22 protein-coding genes are annotated in these 20,093 nt (G+C 59.1%); 3 read left to right on the top strand and 19 right to left on the bottom strand.

From position 1 onward, the window contains the following. The first annotated feature begins 10 nt into the window (after positions 1 to 10). Positions 11 to 673, top strand: a complete 663-nt coding sequence (gene pdeM / locus ACXAGD_RS03815; protein WP_475208585.1) for a ligase-associated DNA damage response endonuclease PdeM — start codon at positions 11 to 13, stop codon at positions 671 to 673. A gap of 6 nt (positions 674 to 679) precedes the next feature. On the opposite strand, the gene ACXAGD_RS03810 is transcribed toward pdeM, so the two are convergent. The 14 genes from ACXAGD_RS03810 to ybgC form a co-directional block, all read right to left on the bottom strand. Continuing rightward, entirely contained in the window at positions 680 to 1,426 is a 747-nt protein-coding gene (locus ACXAGD_RS03810; protein ID WP_475208584.1) for a LytTR family DNA-binding domain-containing protein, read from the bottom strand. Between the two features lie 204 nt (positions 1,427 to 1,630). Further along, entirely contained in the window at positions 1,631 to 2,521 is an 891-nt protein-coding gene (gene folD / locus ACXAGD_RS03805; protein WP_475208583.1) for a bifunctional methylenetetrahydrofolate dehydrogenase/methenyltetrahydrofolate cyclohydrolase FolD, read from the bottom strand. A gap of 52 nt (positions 2,522 to 2,573) precedes the next feature. Further along, entirely contained in the window at positions 2,574 to 2,879 is a 306-nt protein-coding gene (locus ACXAGD_RS03800; protein ID WP_475208581.1) for a chorismate mutase, read from the bottom strand. 58 nt (positions 2,880 to 2,937) lie between these two features. Then, positions 2,938 to 4,614: a formate--tetrahydrofolate ligase gene (locus ACXAGD_RS03795; RefSeq protein ID WP_475208579.1), complete on the bottom strand. Its 1,677-nt coding sequence runs from the start codon at positions 4,612 to 4,614 to the stop codon at positions 2,938 to 2,940. A 165-nt stretch (positions 4,615 to 4,779) separates the two neighbouring features. Next, complete coding sequence (locus ACXAGD_RS03790; RefSeq protein ID WP_475208578.1) at positions 4,780 to 5,355, bottom strand: MOSC domain-containing protein; 576 nt, start codon at positions 5,353 to 5,355, stop codon at positions 4,780 to 4,782. Positions 5,356 to 5,456: 101 nt separating this feature from the next. Next, positions 5,457 to 7,373, bottom strand: coding sequence for an ATP-dependent zinc metalloprotease FtsH (gene ftsH / locus ACXAGD_RS03785; RefSeq protein WP_475208576.1), 1,917 nt, complete (start codon positions 7,371 to 7,373; stop codon positions 5,457 to 5,459). A 76-nt stretch (positions 7,374 to 7,449) separates the two neighbouring features. Further along, positions 7,450 to 8,703: a tRNA lysidine(34) synthetase TilS gene (gene tilS, locus ACXAGD_RS03780; protein ID WP_475208575.1), complete on the bottom strand. Its 1,254-nt coding sequence runs from the start codon at positions 8,701 to 8,703 to the stop codon at positions 7,450 to 7,452. Next, entirely contained in the window at positions 8,700 to 9,524 is an 825-nt protein-coding gene (gene ybgF, locus ACXAGD_RS03775; protein WP_475208574.1) for a tol-pal system protein YbgF, read from the bottom strand. The genes tilS and ybgF overlap by 4 nt, the downstream gene beginning before the upstream one ends. A 4-nt stretch (positions 9,525 to 9,528) precedes the next feature. Then, on the bottom strand, positions 9,529 to 10,038 hold the full coding sequence (pal, locus tag ACXAGD_RS03770; protein WP_475208573.1) for a peptidoglycan-associated lipoprotein Pal: 510 nt from the start codon (positions 10,036 to 10,038) through the stop codon (positions 9,529 to 9,531). An 88-nt stretch (positions 10,039 to 10,126) separates the two neighbouring features. Beyond that, positions 10,127 to 11,446, bottom strand: a complete 1,320-nt coding sequence (tolB, locus tag ACXAGD_RS03765; RefSeq protein ID WP_475208572.1) for a Tol-Pal system beta propeller repeat protein TolB — start codon at positions 11,444 to 11,446, stop codon at positions 10,127 to 10,129. Next, positions 11,443 to 12,537 (bottom strand): energy transducer TonB, encoded by a 1,095-nt coding sequence (locus ACXAGD_RS03760; RefSeq protein ID WP_475208570.1) that lies wholly within the window; start codon positions 12,535 to 12,537, stop codon positions 11,443 to 11,445. The genes tolB and ACXAGD_RS03760 overlap by 4 nt, the downstream gene beginning before the upstream one ends. A 9-nt stretch (positions 12,538 to 12,546) precedes the next feature. Beyond that, positions 12,547 to 13,023: a protein TolR gene (gene tolR / locus ACXAGD_RS03755; RefSeq protein WP_475208569.1), complete on the bottom strand. Its 477-nt coding sequence runs from the start codon at positions 13,021 to 13,023 to the stop codon at positions 12,547 to 12,549. A gap of 1 nt (position 13,024) precedes the next feature. After that, positions 13,025 to 13,720, bottom strand: coding sequence for a protein TolQ (gene tolQ, locus ACXAGD_RS03750; protein WP_475208568.1), 696 nt, complete (start codon positions 13,718 to 13,720; stop codon positions 13,025 to 13,027). A 107-nt stretch (positions 13,721 to 13,827) separates the two neighbouring features. Next, the gene (gene ybgC / locus ACXAGD_RS03745; protein WP_475208567.1) at positions 13,828 to 14,235 is read right to left on the bottom strand and encodes a tol-pal system-associated acyl-CoA thioesterase; all 408 of its coding nucleotides are present in this window, start codon (positions 14,233 to 14,235) and stop codon (positions 13,828 to 13,830) included. A 197-nt stretch (positions 14,236 to 14,432) separates the two neighbouring features. Between ybgC and ACXAGD_RS03740 the strand changes: the two genes are divergently transcribed. Further along, positions 14,433 to 16,139, top strand: a complete 1,707-nt coding sequence (locus tag ACXAGD_RS03740) for a SulP family inorganic anion transporter (protein ID WP_475208566.1) — start codon at positions 14,433 to 14,435, stop codon at positions 16,137 to 16,139. 3 nt (positions 16,140 to 16,142) lie between these two features. Here ACXAGD_RS03740 and ACXAGD_RS03735 read toward each other — a convergent pair whose 3' ends face one another. From ACXAGD_RS03735 to ruvC, 4 genes are all read right to left on the bottom strand, one after another. Further along, positions 16,143 to 16,766 (bottom strand): hypothetical protein, encoded by a 624-nt coding sequence (locus ACXAGD_RS03735; protein ID WP_475208565.1) that lies wholly within the window; start codon positions 16,764 to 16,766, stop codon positions 16,143 to 16,145. A 63-nt stretch (positions 16,767 to 16,829) separates the two neighbouring features. Continuing rightward, positions 16,830 to 17,849, bottom strand: coding sequence for a Holliday junction branch migration DNA helicase RuvB (gene ruvB, locus ACXAGD_RS03730; protein ID WP_475208564.1), 1,020 nt, complete (start codon positions 17,847 to 17,849; stop codon positions 16,830 to 16,832). Between the two features lie 4 nt (positions 17,850 to 17,853). Continuing rightward, positions 17,854 to 18,531 carry a Holliday junction branch migration protein RuvA gene (ruvA, locus tag ACXAGD_RS03725; RefSeq protein ID WP_475208563.1) on the bottom strand — a complete coding sequence of 226 codons (678 nt, stop codon included), beginning with the start codon at positions 18,529 to 18,531 and terminating at the stop codon, positions 17,854 to 17,856. Continuing rightward, positions 18,528 to 19,025 (bottom strand): crossover junction endodeoxyribonuclease RuvC, encoded by a 498-nt coding sequence (ruvC, locus tag ACXAGD_RS03720; protein WP_170572909.1) that lies wholly within the window; start codon positions 19,023 to 19,025, stop codon positions 18,528 to 18,530. Before ruvC ends, ruvA begins: the two co-directional genes overlap by 4 nt. 334 nt (positions 19,026 to 19,359) lie before the next feature. On the opposite strand from ruvC, the gene ACXAGD_RS03715 reads away from it, so the two are divergent. Beyond that, entirely contained in the window at positions 19,360 to 19,572 is a 213-nt protein-coding gene (locus ACXAGD_RS03715; protein ID WP_475208562.1) for a DUF1127 domain-containing protein, read from the top strand. A 93-nt stretch (positions 19,573 to 19,665) separates the two neighbouring features. Here the strand turns inward: ACXAGD_RS03715 and ACXAGD_RS03710 are convergent, their stop codons facing one another. Then, positions 19,666 to 20,010, bottom strand: a complete 345-nt coding sequence (locus tag ACXAGD_RS03710) for a hypothetical protein (RefSeq protein ID WP_475208560.1) — start codon at positions 20,008 to 20,010, stop codon at positions 19,666 to 19,668. Positions 20,011 to 20,093: the final 83 nt, after the last annotated feature.

The raw sequence follows: 20,093 nt of genomic DNA, 5'->3' as shown, positions 1-20,093 counted from the left end.
AGAACGGATCATGAACAGCATCGCGTTTTCCTTTGCCGGTCAAAGCCTCAGCGCTTTGGGGTCCGGAGCGCTCTGGTGGCCCGAGCAGAAGCTGCTTTGCGTCTCTGACCTGCATTTGGGCAAGTCCGAGCGCATTGCCCGGCGCGGCGGCCCCACCCTGCCACCCTATGACAGTCATGAGACCTTGACCCGTCTGGCTGACGACATCGCACACACTGTTCCGGATACCGTCATCTGTCTGGGCGACAGCTTTGACGATCTGGATGCCTTGGCAGCGATGGGCCTGGCTGAGAAACGGGACATCTCCGCGTTGCAGGCCGGCCGCCGTTGGATCTGGATTGAAGGCAACCACGACCCCGGCCCGATTGATCTGGGCGGGGCGCACCTGTCTGAATTCAGTACCGGCCCGCTGACCTTTCGCCACATCGCGCAGACTGAGGCACAGGCAGAGGTTTCTGGGCATTACCACCCCAAAGCCCGGCTGCGCACGCGCGGGCGTACGATCAGCCGTCCGGCATTTCTGGTCGACCAGACGCGACTGATCCTGCCCGCTTACGGCACTTACACCGGCGGATTACGCAGCTCAGAAGCCGTGTTGAACGCGTTGATGGACGATCGGGCGATGGCAATCCTGACTGGCCCTCAACCCCAGATCATCCCCATGCCCAGATGAGGCGGGTTACATGACGCCGTCCTGTTCCAGCATCGGTTTGTACTTTCGGCTGACCGGAACCAAGTCACCGTTCAGCAACCGAACAAAGGTCTTGCCGTCCTCACGTTCGACCCCGACGATTGCATTATCCACCACCCAGTGCGAACGGTGTGTGCAGTGGCCCGGCACCGGATCCATATCGGCAATCGCATCGGTAAAACGCGACCTGATGGTGAAGGTCCCCTCGGATGTGACAACATCAACGGCATGATCCCGGACCGTTAGGCGGTAAATTTGGCCTTGGAAGGTTTCCGGCAGACGCTTCGCCAACCGCGGTAATGCGGGCGCAGAGTCTTCCTGCAGCGCATCCGTCGGCTTGTGTCCTCGTACCAGCAGCAACCCGGTGACGAACAGCGCCCCGTAAGGCACCACCGAGAGCAAACCCGGGGCCTGTTGTCCATTGATGGTGATCAACAAGTAGGACAAAACCCAAAGGGAGGGAACGAAAAGAGCCAGATTGACCAGAACCAGCGCTGTGTCCCGCCAGGAAAAATGAACACCTGCAAACAACGTCCGCCCCACATGTCTGGCAGCCCATGTCACACACAAAGCCAGTGCCAAAACACCGACCCAGAACACCAGTCGTTGGGTATAGGTAAGGTCAATGGTTGAAAACGGCTGAAAAGCAGAGGCCAGCAAAGGCGGAAAGGCAAGGACAGCAATTACTTTGCGCAATGAGACCTCGGCCAGAAACAGACTCAGCGTTTTGTTCATACCTACTCAACAATAAGTCTACGGGTCCAGCACAAACCCCGGAGACTTGCAATATCACAACGTAACCGGCTGGATTCATGTGTTTATCATTGAACCCGATACATTCAAACCCCGAGATTTAAAACTTAACGCGAGGGGATTGAAACAATGAGGTCGAGGGGTGCCTCCACCCCTCGACCCAAAAAACTTACAATACGCTGATGATCAGGCGGTCAGGCCTTCGGGCTCTGGTAGGCCGTTAGCGCGGCAGCAGGCGGTCAGCGTATTGGCCAACAGACAGGCGATAGTCATCGGACCGACGCCACCCGGAACCGGAGTAATGGCACCTGCGCGTTCGGCGGCGCTGGCGTAGTCGACATCGCCAACCAGCTTGTTCTTGCCGTCACGCTCGATGCGGTTGATGCCCACGTCGATTACGGTGGCGCCTTCCTTGATCCAGTCGCCCGGCACCATCTCGGGGCGGCCAACGGCGGCAACGACGATGTCTGCGCGGCGGACAACATCCGGCAGGTCCTTTGTACGCGAATGCGCGATGGTCACGGTGCAGCTGTCACCCAGCAGCAGCTGCGCCATCGGCTTGCCCACGATGTTCGAACGGCCAATCACAACCGCGTCCATACCCGACAGTGAGCCGTGATAGTCGCGCAGCATCATCAGGCAGCCCAATGGGGTGCAGGGCACCATAGATTTCTGACCGGTGCCCAGCAGGCCCACGTTCGAGATGTGGAAGCCGTCAACGTCCTTGGCGGGATCGATCGAGTTAATCACCAGATCTTCGTTCAGGTGCTTGGGCAGCGGCAGTTGCACCAGAATGCCATGTACGGCCGGATCGTTGTTCAGCTTGTCGATCAGCGCCAGCAGATCCTCTTCCGAAGTTTCTGCATCCAGCTTGTGCTCGTACGAGTTCATGCCGACTTCGACGGTCTGCTTACCCTTCGAACGGACATAGACCTGGCTGGCCGGGTCTTCGCCCACCAGAACCACAGCCAGACCGGGCGTGATGTCGTTTTCCTCTCTTAGCTTTGCAACCTGATCGGCCACTTGCGCGCGCACCTTCGCCGCAAAGGCCTTACCGTCGATAACCTGGGCTACCATCCTGTGATCCCTTCTTTCCAAAAAACGGATCGGGCGCAAGGCGCCCGGGTGTTCAATCGGGGCCGAGCACGCGTTCTTCGCGGGCGATCGACCAGTCAATCAGAATGCGCCAAAGCTGCTCGGCAAGATCGGGGTCCATCCCCAGTTCACCGGAACTCGTGCGCACGCGCTGCACCACGTCTTCGACACGATCCGGAATACGGGCCGGCAGGCCCTCGCCGGGTTTCAGCTGCGAAGCGCGATCAATGTAACCTGCGCGCGTCACCAACATTTCAATCAGTTGGCGATCCAGCTTGTCGATCTGAACGCGCAATTCCTGCATCGATTGGCAATCTTGCGGCGGTGTCAGAGTGGGCATTGCGATCTCCTCATGGCCCGGGGATATCCCCGGACCACGAGATGTCCTATTCGGCGGCTTAGAACAAGCCCTCGATCTGACCTTCTTCGTTGAGACGGATTGTCTCAGCTGCAGGTTTACGGGGCAGACCGGGCATGGTCATGATCTCGCCGCAGACAACCACGATGAAGCCGGCACCTGCGGACAGGCGAACTTCACGCACCGGAACCGAGTGGCCGGTGGGCGCGCCGCGCAGCGACGGGTCGGTCGAGAACGAGTACTGGGTTTTCGCCATGCAGACCGGCAGGTTGCCGTAGCCAGCGTCTTCCCACTCGCGCAGCTGGTTGCGGATTTTGTTGTCGGCCAGAACCTCGTCGGCGCGGTAGATGCGCTTGGCGATGGTTTCGATCTTCTCGAACAGCGGCATTTCGTCGGGGTAGATCGGCGCGAAGTTCGCGGTGCCACCTTCTACGATTTCGACAACTTTTTCGGCCAGCGGCGCCGAGCCGTCCGAGCCCAGTTCCCAGTGACGCGACAGAACCGCTTCAACACCGTGATCGGCGCAGTAGCTCTTAACCGCTTCAACTTCGTCATCAGTGTCAGTGACAAAGTGGTTGATGGCGACAACAACCGGAACACCGAAGGACTTCACGTTCTCGATGTGACGGCCCAGGTTGGCGCAACCGCTGACCACGGCGTCGACGTTCTCGGCACCCAGATCGGCTTTGGCAACGCCGCCGTTCATTTTCATCGCGCGCACGGTGGCAACCAGAACAACGGCCGACGGTGCTATGCCTGCTTTGCGGCATTTGATGTTCATGAACTTCTCGGCACCCAGATCAGCACCGAAACCAGCTTCGGTTACGACATAGTCAGCGACTTTCAGAGCGGTTTTGGTCGCGATGACCGAGTTACAGCCGTGCGCGATGTTCGCGAAGGGGCCGCCGTGGACGAAGGCCGGGTTGTTTTCCAGCGTCTGCACCAGGTTGGGCTGCATTGCGTCTTTCAGCAGAACGGTCATTGCGCCTTCTGCTTTGATATCGCGGCAGTAGACCGGTGTCTTGTCACGGCGGTAAGCAACGATGATGTCGCCGAGACGCTTTTCCAGGTCTTTCAGGTCGTTTGCGAGGCAGAGGATCGCCATAACTTCGGATGCAACGGTGATGTCAAAACCTGCTTCACGCGGGAAGCCGTTCGATACGCCACCCAAGCTAGCGGTGATCTGACGCAGAGCACGATCATTCATGTCGACCACACGACGCCATGCAACGCGGCGTACGTCGATTTCAGCTTCGTTGCCCCAGTAGATGTGGTTGTCGATCATCGCCGACAGCAGCGAGTGAGCCGAGGTGATCGCATGGAAGTCACCTGTGAAGTGCAGGTTCATTTCTTCCATCGGAACAACCTGCGCGTAGCCGCCACCTGCTGCGCCGCCCTTCATGCCGAAGTTCGGGCCAAGCGAGGCTTCGCGGATACAGATCATCGCGTTTTTGCCGATGCGGTTCAGGCCGTCTCCCAGACCAACGGTGGTAGTGGTTTTACCTTCGCCCGCTGGGGTCGGGTTGATCGCGGTAACCAAGATCAGCTTGCCATCTTCGCGGTCCTGAACCGAGTTGATGAAGTCCTGGCTGACTTTCGCCTTGTCGTGGCCGTAGGGCAGCAGATCGGCGGAATCGATGCCGATCTTGGCACCGATTTCCTGAATCGGCTTTTTGTTCGCTTCGCGGGCGATTTCGATATCGGATTTATAGCTCATTGGGCAGGGTCCCTGATTGAATGCCGTGCAAAACCGACATGGAACGTCGGCGCTGGGCAATCCATACAGTTGTGTACCGAACAGATGGCTGTGGATTCCGACATAATTATGCCGCGAAACGGCGTAGCGTCATTTCAGCCGTTTCAGATCGGAAACGAGCGCCCCTTATGGTGCCCACGCCCTTTGGTCAGGAACAAATAGGCTCATGCGTTCGCCCAGCTTCAGTTCACCTGGCCGTTCGACCCAAGCGGTAACGCCTCGTCGTCCTTTAGCCGCCGGTTTGAACGCAGCGCCGTGCCCTGGATAGTCTGCCTCAACCTCGCGGCCAGGGATCACGCAAGGGCGGTTTTCCATATCAACTGTGATGGTGACACCGCTTGCGGCCTGCAACCGTGACGAAGGCGGAATATGGGTAAAGTCGGGGATGCCCCGCAGCACGATGCTGACACCCAAAAAAGACGGGTCCAGTTGAGGCAGTTTCATCTCATGTGCGGTCGCTTCGATCTCTTCCGCGGAAAGTACTGAAAGCTGCCGGACATTGCGGATTTCCGTGCCCCGCGGGTAGAGGTTCGTCATTCGCACGCATGAGGCCCGGTTTACCCCTTCATGCCGCGCACCGCGATCCCCGGCAAAGCCCAATTCCAGTGAATTGACCGCCTTGGCTCGGATCGATCCACCTGCGGGCACATGGCCCAGCCAGACAACTTCACCCTTGAATTCGGTCTCTCGCATCACCGGCATTTTTGCCCCTTTCTGTGTCGGTCTTGTCGCCCGGCAGTAGAGGGGAGTCGGCACTGATTGGAAAGAAAAAAGACCCGGGACTAAGCCCGGGTCTTGTATGTTTATGCCGAAGGTTCCGGCTCCATCCCGCCATCGGGAGGAGACTTCTTGACCTTGGTCTTCGGGATCGCCGTCACGCTGGGCGCACTGCCTTCATCCGGCTTGTCACCCTCGTCGTCACCCTCGCCGGGTGATTCACCGTTCATGACGCGTTTGATCTCATCCCCGGTCAGGGTTTCGTATTCCAGAAGACCTTGCGCCAAACGCTCCCATTCCTCGTTCTTCTCGGTCAGGATCTGGTGGGCGCGTTCATAGCCCTGCTGGATCAGGCGCTTCACCTCTTCTTCGATCAGCTCTTTGGTATGAGCCGAAACCGAAAAGCCTGCGGTGTTCCCCTGATAACCTTCGTGGGCTTCCGCGTAGTCGATATTGCCAACCTTGTCCGACATACCCCAGCGCATCACCATGGCGCGTGCCAACTGGCTGGCTTGCATGATGTCGCCCGCCGGGCCGTTCGAAACGTGATCTTCACCGTACTTGATGACCTCGGCAGCCTTACCGGCCATGGTCATGGCCAGCTTCTGCTCGCACTCATCACGGTGATAGTTCAGGCGGTCCATTTCCGGCAGCGAGACAACCATACCCAGCGCACCGCCGCGCGGGATGATCGTCGCCTTGTACACCGGATCGCACAGTGGCAGCTCCAGACCAACAACTGCGTGACCAGCCTCGTGGTATGCGGTCTTCTCTTTCTGATCTTGGGTCAGCACCATCGAACGGCGCTCGGCCCCCATCATCACCTTGTCCTTCGCGTTTTCGAAGTCTTCCATGGTAACAAAGCGGCGACCTACACGTGCAGCCATCAGCGCGGCCTCGTTCACGAGGTTCGCCAAATCAGCGCCCGAGAAACCTGGAGTACCGCGCGCAATGATGCGCAGATCGACATCGGGGCCCAGCGGCGTCTTACGCGCGTGAACGCCCAGAATCTTCTCACGGCCTTTGATGTCCGGGTTGCCAACGGTCACGTTGCGGTCGAACCGGCCCGGACGCAGCAGCGCGGGGTCCAGAACGTCTTTACGGTTGGTCGCGGCCAGAATGATCACGCCTTCGTTGGCCTCGAACCCGTCCATCTCGACCAGCAACTGGTTGAGGGTCTGTTCGCGTTCGTCGTTACCGCCCCCGTAGCCAGCGCCACGATGGCGACCCACGGCGTCGATCTCGTCGATGAAAACGATACAGGGTGCATTCTTCTTAGCCTGTTCGAACATGTCGCGCACACGGGATGCACCCACACCAACGAACATCTCAACAAAGTCGGAACCTGAGATGGTGAAGAACGGAACACCCGCCTCACCCGCAATGGCACGGGCCAGCAGCGTTTTACCGGTACCCGGAGGGCCAACCAGTAGCGCACCCTTGGGAATCTTGCCGCCCAGGCGGCTGAATTTCTGCGGGTTGCGCAAGAATTCGACGATCTCTTCCAGCTCTTCCTTAGCCTCGTCGATGCCTGCAACGTCGTCAAACGTCACGCGACCATGCTTTTCAGTCAGCATCTTGGCCTTGGACTTGCCAAAGCCCATCGCGCCGCCTTTGCCGCCGCCCTGCATGCGGTTCATGAAGTAAATCCACACACCGATCAGCAGCAGGAAGGGCAGCAACGTGATCAGGAAGGACTGAAAGCCCGATTGCTGTTGCTTCACCGCCTGAACAGGAATGTCTTCCTTGATCAGCAGCTGGGTGACCTCGGCATCGCCAGGCTTGATAGTGACGTAGTTTGCGCCGCTTTGGGTGGTATAGCGAATCTGCTCACCATCCAGCGTCACATTCTTGACTTCGCCGCTTTCAACAGCGGTTACGAAGTCGGAATAGGTTTTTTCATTGCTCTGAAGTGTTCCGCCCTGACCGCTGAAAAAATTGAACAGTGCAAGGATCAGCAGAAACAGAACGACCCAGAAGGCGATGTTACGAGCGTTGCCCAAGGAAAATCTCCCAAAAGGTTTCGGCAGATGGGGACCTGCCGGGTTGCTCTATAAAATAGAGATGATTCAAGCATGTTCAATGCGATAAAAGAGAAGAGTAAAACTCGGGTCTTTGCGGCGCGAATTTTGCGGTCCAACCGTTTGAATAGTCGGCCAGAGGAGCCGCGAGCAGGTTTTCCCCGCTCCAGACGGCCGGAGTGGACAACAGCGCCTGACGCGGTTTGCCCATAGCCCGCCACCCAGGCACCTGCGGCAAGCCGGCCTCTGCCAGTGTGCGGATTTTGACACCTGCGGTCTGCGGCCCGGACAAAATCCACCGGTTGTCCCAGACCTCTGACGGTGCAGCGGTTTCCGTCGCAACTGCGTTTAGTTCCCTGCAAAACCACATATTATCCTTGTGCGAGATCAGCAGACACCCCGCGAGGGTCAGCGTATGCCCTTCGTCAACGGCGGCCACGGCCTGATCAACGGCCGCGCCGCGCGGCGGATAACCATTCCCCGCAATCCAGGCGATGATGCCGACGACCAACCGCCTTTGGATTTCCGTTGGCAGCAGCCTGAACCCATTGCGGTCGATACAGATGTCACCGCCGTCTACTTTTGCAAGCTTCCGCGCGGATTCTTGCGTGTAGAGCGCCAGCGCCTCACGCGCTTGTGCAAGGTTTTCAGCGACCCGGGCCAGAGAATGGGCCGAAATCCCGAGCTCTCCAAGCCAAGTCAACGCCTCGCGCGCCTTGATCCGGTCAAATTTCTGGTCCTGATTCGAAGGGTCTTCGATCCAGCCCTCTCCAAGCTCAGAAAGGTAATCCCGCAGGCTTTGCCGCGTGATCCCCAACATCGGGCGAAGCAACGTGACGCCGTTGTGATCCCGCGCGTAGGGCATGCCTGAAAGGCCGCTAACGCCGGCCGTCCGCCCCAAACGCATCAATACCGTTTCGGCCTGATCGTCCTCGGTGTGACCCAAAGCGATCACTGGAATGTCGTGGCGCTGCGCCCAGTCGGCCAACAGACGGTATCTCGCCTGCCGCGCCTGATCCTGCAGATTTCCCGATCCATCCCAGCCTTGCCACAGCAGCGTCTCGTGGGGGATGCCCAAACGCGCGGCCCGCTCGGCCACCTGATCGGCCTCGGCAGACGCTTCGGGACGCAAACCGTGATCTACCGTCGCGGCAAACAGCCGAATTGGTTCACTTTGTGTGATTTCGTGCAACAGGTGCAGAAGAGCAACCGAATCTCCCCCGCCAGACACCGCGACACCCAATCGCTGCGGCAGCCGGTCAGGCAGCCGCGCGCGGAGTTTGGATCGAAGCGTATTGCCCTGATCGGTCAAGAACAGCCCAGCGACGCCATTTCCTGCGTGGCAGCGGCTACGGTGGCCGAGGACGGAAAACGCACGCCAACCTCGGACAAGGTGATGCAGGCCTGATCGGTCTGACCCAAGCGCCCCAATGCGGCACCCAGTTCAAACAGGGCCTCGGGCGCGAAGACACCTTCGGAGTCACCTGTAAAGCTGGCCAGGAACGCCCGCGCAGCCTCACGCGTATCGCCAAGACCTTCCAGCGCCTGTCCGCGTTTCAAATTGGCTTCGGGCGCAAGGGGGCTGCCAGGGTATGAAGCCTCGAACTGCGCAAACTGATCGGCGGCGGCCTGAAAGTTTCCTTCGGCCAAAGCCTGCGCTGCAACATCGAAATCTGCCTGTTCACCTACCGCCAATTCTCCCTGTTCGATTACCGGAGGGGTCGTTGGTGTTGCAGGTGCTGCTGCGGTGATCTGAGCATCTCCGCCAAGGGTTGAGGTTTCACCCAATGTGCTCAGATCGCCACCTTCCAGCTCGACCAGACGGAACTCGAGATCACCGATACGGTTGGTTCCGTCCGTCACGATATTCTGCACCCGCTGGTTCAGCTGTTCGGTCTGGCGCGTCAGGCGCTGCAATTCGGCCTCGATGGCGTCTACCCGTTCCAAAACGGAACTGCCGGACAGGTTCGGGGCCGGAGAGCCCGTGGTCGAAAACTCACGCTTCAGACGCTGAACTTCCACATGCAGCACCGTCAGCTCCTGCCGGATATCCGCCAGAGTTTGCTGATCCTGTGCTTGTGCCATGCCAGCGGTCGCGACAACCGCGGCCAGAACCCATCCTGCAACTTTCATCGTCTTACCCCAAGGTTGAACCGGTCAGCACCGTCACCGCACGGCGGTTCTTGGAATAGCAATCCTCGGTGCTACAAATCTCGATCGGGCGTTCCTTGCCATAGCTGACGGTGGTCAGACGGTTGCCCGCCACCCCGCGCGAAATCAGAAACTCACGCGCGGCATTGGCCCGGCGTGCGCCCAAGGCGAGGTTGTATTCGCGGGTGCCCTGCTCATCCGCATGGCCCTCGATTGTTGCCACGTAGTCCGGATTTGCCATCAGCCAATCGGCCTGCCCCTGCAGGATCTGTTGCGCCTGCGGCGTCAGTGTCGACTGATCTACCGCGAACAACACTCGGTCGCCGATGGTTTGCTGGAAATAGGCCGGCGAGCGCGGATCGCTGGGCGAGCCCGGCTCAATCGCACCGTTCGCGCCATTCCCAAACCCGCCACCCAATGCAGACGGATCGTTGTTGGTACATGCGGCCATCACGCTCAGCGTGCCCAAGGCCAGGATTTTGCCCAATACGTTCATTTCAAGTGCCTCGTTGATTTATCGGTTTATTGCCGTCTCTGTAGCACAGTGCAGGATTTTTGTGAACTTTTCCAAGCCCCTGCCCCGATCAATTCTGTAATGGCCCCCATGACGGGTCGCTGCCACCATCCGGCGTACGCACCGGGCGCAGGTTCCGCCCTGAGATATCAACCGAATAAAGCGACGCCCGGCCACTGGCTCCCTGCGTTTCGCGAGTGAACATGATAACCCGACCGTTGGGCGACCACGTGGGGCCTTCGTCCAGGAACGACGAGGTCAGCAGGCGTTCCTCACTGCCATCAGTGCGCATAACGCCGATATGGAACCGGCCCTTGTTCTGCTTGGTAAAGGCGATCAAGTCCCCGCGCGGCGACCAGACCGGAGTACCATAGCGGCCCGCGCCAAAGCTGATCCGGGTCGCCTCACCCCCATTTGCGGGCATGATGTAAAGTTGCGGCGTACCGGAGCGGTCGCTTTCGAATACGATCCGTGACCCATCCGGCGAATAGCTGGGCGCCGTTTCAATCGCTGGTGTGTTGGTCAGGCGCACACTTTGCCCCGAAGCGATATCCATTTTCCACAGATCAGTATTGCCGCCCTGAATCAGCGAATACACAATTGACCGACCGTCCGGAGAAAACCGGGGCGAAAAACTCATCGTGCCGTCTTGGGTTTTCAGCTCGGTCCTGCGGACGCGGTCCACGTCCAGAACATAGATGCGCGGTTGGCCGGTTTCATAACTGGTATACAGCAACCGGTCGCCAGTGGGCGAAAACCGCGGGGCCAGAACGATGGCAGCGCTGTCAGTCAGGTACTGCACATTCGCACCGTCATAGTCCATGATCGCCAGCCGCTTCAGGCGTTGGTTCTTTGGGCCGCTTTCGGATACAAACGCCACGCGGCTGTCAAAATAGCCGCCCTCGCCGGTGATCCGACTATAGACCTGATCGGCCACCTTATGCGCCATACGCCGCCAGCCGTCGGTGGTGCCCGCAAATTGCAGACCATTGCCCAGTTCCTGCCCCGAGAACACGTCCCACACCCGGAACCGCACCGTCAAGCGGTTGCCCGAAACGTTAACGGCACCCGTCACCAGCGCATCGGCATTGATAGCCTTCCAGTCCGCGAACTGAACCGGGGCCTCGAAACTGCTAACCCGACTGATGAACGCGTCCGACGAGATTTCGCGGAACAGCCCGGTGCCGGTCAGATCGGCCGCAACGACCCGAGAGATGTCGTTGGCGTATTGCGTGGCCGCTGGCCCATCGGGCACAAAGTTCGGCACGGCAAAGGGCAAGGGTTCGATGATCCCGTCTTTCAGTTCCAGCCGCAGCGGTTCATTCTGGGCGTGTACCGGTGCTGCCAAAATCGTCAGGCCTAGCAACAGACTGGTCAGAAATCTCATCATTTGATCCGCATCCTCTCGGGATTGAATGTAATCTCAATATCTTTCCACTGATCATATTTGTCAGCAGGTAAGTCATATCCTCTGGCACCGCAGCGCAATATTGCTCGCCGGGCGGCCTCATAGGCCTGTTTTGCAGACACTTCTGTGCCGCCAGAGCTGTCGATCATACGCAGGCTGTTGCCAACGACCTTGCCATCAGGTGTGAGTGAAAAGCCAACAACCACAATCGTTTGCAATGCATCCGTGGACAAGGACCCTACATTCCAACACTGCGACACGGCCAGACGCATGGCGTCTTTCTCTCCGCTGGTCAAAGGCGGGCCAGACGGCGCGTTGCTCTCTTGCAAAGCTTCAGCCAACGCATCTTCAACCGCGTTTTCGTCAACCTGTTTCGGAGGCGTCGGCTCCTGCTCTTCGGCCACTTCGGTCTGCGGCTGAGGTGCAGGGCGGTTCGGCCTCACCCGCGGCCGCGGAGAGGTGCGCGGGGCGTTATCCTTGGTCTCTTCGGCCTCGGTTACGATCTCATCGGTCGCCTCTTCCGGGGCGGTCTGATCCTGCTGTTCCTGCTGAGTCTCGGCGCCCTCATCCAGCGACACGGCGGGTGTTTCCACATCATCCGGCTGCGCTTCGGGTGGCGGTGGTGCGATGGGTTCCGGCGCCACTTTGTCCGCGGGACGCGGCTGCGCCTCGGGGCCCGGAGGCACCGGCAACACCTCGGTCACTGGTTCGGGTTGCTCAAGCGTCGGAGGTTCCTCGACCACTTCTGGCTCGGGTGGTTCCTCTACCGGATCGGGCACCGGATCGGGTTCCGGTTCCGGGGGGGTCACAACCTCGGGAGGGGTCAGTTCCTCTTCTGCCGGCGCGGGCGGGGTTACTTCGTCTTCTGGTGTCTCGGGTTGTTGCAAGGCTGTTGGGGTTGTCACCTCGGGAGCGTCCCGCTGTGCGGTCATCGCATCGAATTGCTCACCCGTGACCACCGACACCTCCTGCACCGCCATAGGCAGGGGTTCGGACCGGAACGTACCGCCGAAAAAAGCCCATCCGATCAAAACGACGTGGGCAACTGCCGAGATCTTGGTGCCGGTGTCCACCGTGCGGCCTCACTCTCCACCTTCTTCCAGCGTCGGACCACCGGTGTCAGTCACCAGGCCGACATTGGAAAACCCACCTGCGTTCAGCGCGCCCATGATCTGCATCACCTGTGCGTAAGGGATCGCCCCATCGGCCCGCAGGAACACGCGGTCACTGCTGCGTTCTGACGCAATCGCTCGCAATTTGCCAATCAACTCTTCCCGCACAACATCCGTGGTCTGAATTTGCACCCGACCGTCCGAGGTCAGTGTGATGGTCAGCGGTTCCTCGTTGTCGCCCGGCAAAGCGCTGGCCGCAGTTTTCGGCAAATCCACAGGCACCCCGACTGTCAGCAGCGGGGCCGCCACCATGAAGATAATCAACAACACCAACATAACGTCGACGAATGGCGTTACGTTAATCTCGGCCATCGGCTGCGCGCGGCCACGACGCCGCCCGCGCCTGCGTCCGTTGCCGCCACCGTTCTGCTGAACCGCCGCACCCATGTCAGCTGTCCAACTGGCGCGACAGGATAGTTGCGAACTCGTCGGCAAAGGCTTCATAGCCGTTGACGATCCGGTCGCTGTCCGCGCTGAGCTTGTTGTAGAAAATAACCGCCGGAATCGCTGCCAGCAGGCCCAGACCGGTGGCTAGAAGGGCCTCGGCAATACCGGGGGCCACAACAGCCAAGTTGGTATTCTGTTGCTCGGCAATTTCGATAAAGGCGTTCATGATGCCCCAGACGGTGCCGAAGAGGCCAATAAACGGCGCGGTCGAACCCACTGTTGCCAGAATGGACAGGCCCTTTTGCAAGCCCTCAGCTTCTTTCGCGATGGCCACATCCATCGAGCGGTCAATCCGCGCCGTAGCCCCGGCAATCAACCCGCCATCGGTGCGGTGAGACCGCCGCCATTCGATCATCCCGGCGGCAAATATCTTTTCCGAACTGCCGTCAGGCTGAGTGCCAATCTGTTCAAACAGTTCATCAAGAGGATTCCCGGACCAGAAGCTTTCATCAAACCCCTGCGCCTCACGTCTGGCTGCGCGGTAGTTTATCAGTTTCTGAATGATAATCGCCCAGGACCAGATCGATGCGCCAACCAGCATCAACATCACCAGTTTGACGATAAATGTTGCGCGGGCATACAGCCCCCACATGGAGAAATCGATCTCCTGCGCCAGCGCCAGCGTTTCAGCTTCCATGAACCTGCTCTTTTTTGCCTGATGGCCGTTGGTTTGGCCTTGTTTTGCCAAACGCTAACCCAGATGGTCCTGAAAAGCCAACAGAACCACCCCAACGCCGCAATTTGTTACAACAATGCGCGAATCTCTGCCGGAAGACGCACCGGTTTGCCCTGCGCATTCATGCAAACAGCCGTGACGGTAGCGCGAAAAATCTCGGTTTCGCCGCGTTTTACCAACTGTCCCATGGTCAGCCGAACGCCCGAACGCGAAATGAACCAGGTCTCAATGGTCAGTTCATCCTCGAATTTTGCCGTTGCCAGATAATCCGCCTCGATCCGTCGTATGACCCAGACAACGCCGTCGTCACGCATGGCATTCTGATCATTGCCAAGACGACGTACGTAATCCGACCGGGCGCGCTCGATATATTTCAAATAATTCGCATGATAGACCACGCCGCCCATGTCGGTGTCTTCGTAATACACCCTGACCCGATAGATGTGCGTGTCTTGCGCTTGGGTGTTTTCGGCCATGGTTACAAATCCGGTTATTCAATCCGCTTAAATCATCGGGCTCGGACGAGCCCCCCCCTCAACAGATGCACCCGCGGTCGCGGTCGTGCAATCCCTGCGAGACTACAAAATTCGGCGCACACGGTTCTCGGTATCGAAATCCTGCCCTTTGCCGACTAACCTGCCAAAATTGGATTGTGAACGTAACAGGTGATTGAATGGCCGAACCCCAAGGAAAAGAGAGCAAATTTTCGCTTCCCGTTCTGCAGGGAATCCTGCCGGTCAATCGCGCTACCCTGCCGGCCGAAGTTCTGGCCGGACTGACCTTCGCCTGCCTCGCAATCCCCGAAGTCATGGGCTACACCAAAATCGCTGGCACCCCTGTGGTGACGGGGCTCTATACGATCCTAATCCCGATGGCTCTGTTCGCTTTGTTCGGATCGTCGCGGCACCTTGTGGTGGGGGCGGATTCTGCCACAGCCGCGATCACGGCGTCGGCACTGGCGGGCATGGCCGTGTCTGGGTCGTCCGAGTATCTGGCGCTGGCCTCCTTGCTGGCCCTGATGGCGGCGGTGTTGTTGATCGCCGCGCGCATTGTTGGCCTTGGGTTTCTGGCGGATTTCCTATCGCGTACGGTTCTGGTCGGCTTTCTGACCGGTGTGGGCATACAGGTGGCCACCGGCGAGATTCCCGGAATGCTGGGGATCGAGGGCGCGGGCCACGGCACAATTACCAAGCTCATAGACGTCGCGCGGCATTTCAGCCAGACCCACTGGCCGACAGTGGCGGTGTCTGCGGCCGTGTTGGCGGTTGTGATCGGGTGCAAAAGGCTGTCACCCAAACTTCCCGGGCCCCTCTTCGCCATACTGGGCATCATTCTGTGTAGCTGGGCCTTTCAGTTCAGCGCATCCGGCATTGGCGTATTGGGAACGGTTCTAGGCGGACTGCCCGCCCTGTCGATCCCCGATGTGGATTGGAGCTGGTCGCTGTTCAAACAGCTTCTACCCACAGCGCTGTCGATCTTTGTGGTCATCCTGGCACAAAGCGCGGCGACCTCTCGCGCCTATGCCGCTCGCTATGATGACAAGTTCAGCGAAAACACCGACCTCGTCGGGCTGGGGCTGGCCAATCTGGGCGCGGCCTTTACCGGAACCTTTGTGGTCAACGGCAGCCCCACCAAGACCGAAATGGTCGCCAGCGCGGGCGGGCGCAGCCAGATCGCGCAGCTAACGACGGTTGCCATTGTCCTCGTGGTAATCCTGTTTCTGACTGGCCCACTGGCGTTTCTGCCGAACGCGGCACTGTCAGCTGTAGTATTCCTGATCGGCGTCAAACTCATAGACCTCAAGGGCCTTGCTGCCATCTACCGCCAGGCGCGGTCCGAGTTCTGGATTGCAATCGCCACCGCCGCCGTGGTGGTTCTGGTGGGCGTCGAGCAAGGGATCATTTTTGCAATGGTCCTGTCACTGATTGACCACACGCGCCGCGGTTACCGGCCCAAAAACGCTGTAATCGTCAAAAGCGACGATGGAGGGTGGCGGTCGAAACCCATCACTGCCCCTAACCAGTTTGATCCGGGCCTTGTGATCTATCGTTTTTCCCACAGCCTGTACTATGCCAACACCCAACGCCTGTCGGATGAGGTCGCGGCCATCGTCGACCAATCCGATCCACCGCTGCAGTGGCTTTGTATCGAAGCGTCCGCCGTGGATGATATCGACTTTACCGCAGGCTACACGCTGCGCAGCATTCACGACCTGCTCAAGCCCAAAAACATCAAACTGGTTTTTCTGCTGGTCGAACCCAATGTCCGCAAAGAGCTTGATCGCTACGGTGTCACCGATCTTGTCGGCCCCGAGGCTTACTTTGAAAGTGGCACTGATCTGGTTAAAGCGTTTAAGCGAGCGAATAGCCCGCCCAGCTAACCCTTATTGCAGCGGCTGCATTCGCGCAAAGAGCCGCAACGCATGAGAGCCATCCTGCGCTGCCCCGGGCAAAACCGGATCGTATGCGGCCCGGATCAGCTCAGCGATGTCGGGGCGCAAAACCGTTGTATCTCCGGCCACGGCCAGCGGTGACTGAGACCGAAACGCGGTATCCGACCACAACAGAATGGTCTGCACCACCTGGCTGAGCGCCAGCGTTTCAGCAGGTACTTTGGACATCTCTTTGTCCATCCGCAAAAAAACAAAGGCCGCGCGGATCGTACCATCGTCCTCGAACCGGAAGACGCGGTATTGGTTGGCATCCGCGGCGACCAAGCGCTCTACCAGAGGCCCGAGATCGGGGATCAGCCGGTCCAAGTCAGGGACTTCCAGCAGCTCCTGCCAATCGCGAAAGAAGAACACCATGCAATTGGCGCCAAGTTCCGGGTCGGTCTCAGCCATCTTGTGGCAGGCCAACGCCACTACGGCTTCGAACGCGCCCTTGACGGTGGCCAGCGTTTCATCCTGAACGCCAAAGACGATGGGCACGATGGGGCGCCCCCAGCGAGCGAACAGAAAATCACCGCTTTCGCGGGTAAACAACGCCTGGATGTCTTCGGGTGTCACGCCCTGTCCTTTATCTATTCGAACAAACTCTCGCCAACGGCATAAAATCTCTGACGCCCGGCTTCAACCAAACAGATCGCTTTGGCCCCTCGGAGCGGCCATGCCCAGATGCGTCCACGCCTTTTTCGCCAGCATCCGTCCGCGTGGCGTGCGTTGGATCAAACCCTGCTGAAGCAGATAGGGCTCGATCACCTCTTCCAGCGAATCCCTGCTTTCCGAGAGGGCCGCTGACAGGGTTTCGATCCCTACCGGTCCGCCAGCGTAATTCTCGGCAATCAGCTTCAGATACCGCCGGTCAGCGCCATCCAGACCCAAATTGTCGACGCCCAGCCGGGTCAGCGCCCCGTCTGCCAATTCGCGCGTGATCCGCCCGTCGCCTTCGACGATGGCGAAATCCACCACCCGGCGCAACAATCGGCCAGCAATTCGGGGTGTACCGCGTGACCGACGAGCGATTTCTCTCGCGCCGTCATCGTCAGCGGGCGCTCCCAGCTTGCGGGCGTTGCGGGTGACGATCTCATGCAATTCTTCAACCGTGTAAAACTGCAGGCGCGTCGGAATACCGAACCGATCCCGCAAGGGCGTCGTCAACAGGCCCATCCGCGTGGTCGCACCGACCAGAGTAAATGGCTGCAACTCGATCCGGACGGTGCGCGCGGCGGGGCCTTCGCCGATCACCAGATCCAGCTCAAAATCCTCCATCGCCGGATACAGCACCTCTTCGACCGCCGGGTTCAGGCGGTGAATTTCGTCGATAAACAGCACATCCCGCGATTCAAGATTCGTCAGAATAGCAGCCAAGTCCCCCGCCTTGGCCAGCACGGGCCCCGAGGTCATGCGGAAGTTCACCCCCAGCTCGCGCGCCATGATCTGCGCCAGCGTCGTCTTCCCAAGCCCCGGAGGGCCGTGGAACAGCGTATGGTCCATCGCCTCGCCCCGCTGGCGGGCGGATTGGATAAATATGCGCAGGTTGGCACGCGCTTCGGCTTGACCGATAAACTCATCCAGCCCCTGCGGACGCAGCGCGCGGTCATTGTCCTCGGGCATGGGCTCGGGGCGCAGGGTGGGATCGGCGTCTACCATTCAGTCAGCCTTTCGGTGCAAGCAATTTCAGCGCCGCGCGTATCAGATCAGCCTCACCGGCATCGGGCAGGCTGGCCGCCGCTTCGGCCACGGCGGATGCAGCGTCAGACGGTCCATACCCCAGATTGGACAGGGCCGACAATGCGCCCGCCGAAGCGGCTGCAGACCCCGAGGCCGGTTTCGCCGCCCGCTTCGGCGCCGGTGTGGGTTCGGCCAGTTCCACGACTTCAAGAGCGGGTCCCTCCGTGGCTTCGGTAACCGTTCCGCCCATCGCCATCACACCCGGCGCTTTATCCTTGAGGTCCAGCACGATTCGCTGCGCCGTTTTCGGCCCAACCCCTTTGGCCGCCTTGACTGCACCCCAGTCGCCCAGAGCAATCGCCCGGCTAACGCCGTCCGGCCCCAGCGCTGACAAGATAGCCAGCGACACCTTGGCACCAACCCCTTGAACCGAGCACAGCAGACGATGCCATTCCTTCTCGACCAAAGACAGGAAGCCGTAAAGCTGCATCAGGTCCTCGCGCACCACCATATCAGTATAGATGGAGACTGCTTCGCCCACACCTGGCAGTGCCGCCATGGTTCGATCCGAGCAATAGACGATATAGCCAACTCCACGCACGTCGATCAGCACGTGATCCGCCGCGCGGTAATCCAGTCGCCCTGTCAGTTTTCCAATCATGCCCGCACCTCTTTCATCCGCGCCTGCGGCGCCGTACCGTAATAGGAGTGACAGATGGCAATCGCCAGCGCATCTGCGGCATCCGCGCCCTTGGGCTGACAGCCCGGCAATTGCAGTTTGACCATGTGCAGGACCTGTTCCTTCTCGGCGTGCCCCACACCCACGACGGTCTTCTTGACCCGATTGGGTGCATATTCCCCGACCGGCAGCCCGGCCTGCGCCAGCGTCAAAAGCGCTACGCCACGGGCCTGACCCAGCTTGAGCGTGCCTGCGCCGTCCTTGTTGACGAAAGTCTGTTCAATGGCGGCCTGATCGGGTTGATGTTCGGCAATGACCTCGACGATCTGGTTGTGTAGCGACAGCAACCGTTCGCCCAGATCATCGCCGTCGGATTTGCATAGACCGTTCGCAACGTGGCTCAGGCGGCTGCCATGCGATTCGATGACGCCCCATCCCAGGGTCCTGAGCCCCGGATCAATGCCCAGAATTCGCATGTTTCGCCTCAGCCTGCTCGGGTTTTTGTGATCTTTCTTTCGGATTAGCACGAAGCGTGAACATTTTCCAAGCGAATTGACCCCAAGCCTGAAAACGACACACCTATCTCAGGGGCGACAAAACGGCCTGTTTGCGACTGCAGAAAGTCTGAATTCGACACGTTTTCTGAACGATTAATGGCCTATAAATTAACGGCTTTTAAGGATTCAGCACCCTTGCAAAAAACGCATAGGACACATGCAATTTCCGCACTTGCGCGACCAGATCGACAAGACTAGATGCCGCGTACATCAGATGATTAAAAATTAAACACTAACCAGAAGGAAACAGGATATGGCTGCACTGGACACCACTCGCACCACCACTGGCTCGTTCGGCCTCGTCGGCCGTATCGGCGAGACTTTCGCATCGGTCGTAAACGCCGTTGTTGAATGGAATGACGCCCGCGTAACACGCAACGTGCTGAACGGTCTGTCGGACCGCGAACTGGACGATATCGGTATGTGCCGCGGGGACATTGACCTCGTGGCAGATGGTCGTCGCTAAGAGACAACCACCGCTCACTCTCCCCACTGGGGCACAAACAAAGAACGCCGCGCATGTCCCAATGCGCGGCGTTTCTTTTGAAATCCAGCGGGCTTAGCTGAGGAAACCGCCGATCAGCGTCGCCAGATACTCGGATACCGGATCAATCTGCATCACCCAAGCACCGGCTTTTTCAACAGATGTCCCCTGCGCCAGACTGTCGACGCGGTATTGATATGCCGACGCCCCCAGGCTTGTCAGCAAAAAGACCTTGAACGCGAATAAGCCTACAAAGCACCCTACAAGCGCCTTAACCGGAACCGCAGATTTGACCCGCTGCGGCTTCATCACCACAAGGCCATCCTTGCGCATGGTCGCGCGATAGCCCCGGCTAAGCTTAGCGTGCTTTTTGTTCAGGCGTTGAACGCGCTGATCGAATTCAAGATGTTTCACCGTCATGGCAGCCTCCAAAAACCGCCCCCGTAACCACGCAATGACGGTAGTTACAGATTGCGACAAAAAAGAGGCAAGAATCCATGGAA

The sequence above is a fragment of the Ruegeria sp. ABF4_144 genome (assembly GCF_056160045.1).
Note: the sequence above shows the minus strand (reverse complement) of the source record. Positions and strands in the feature narration are given on the sequence as shown.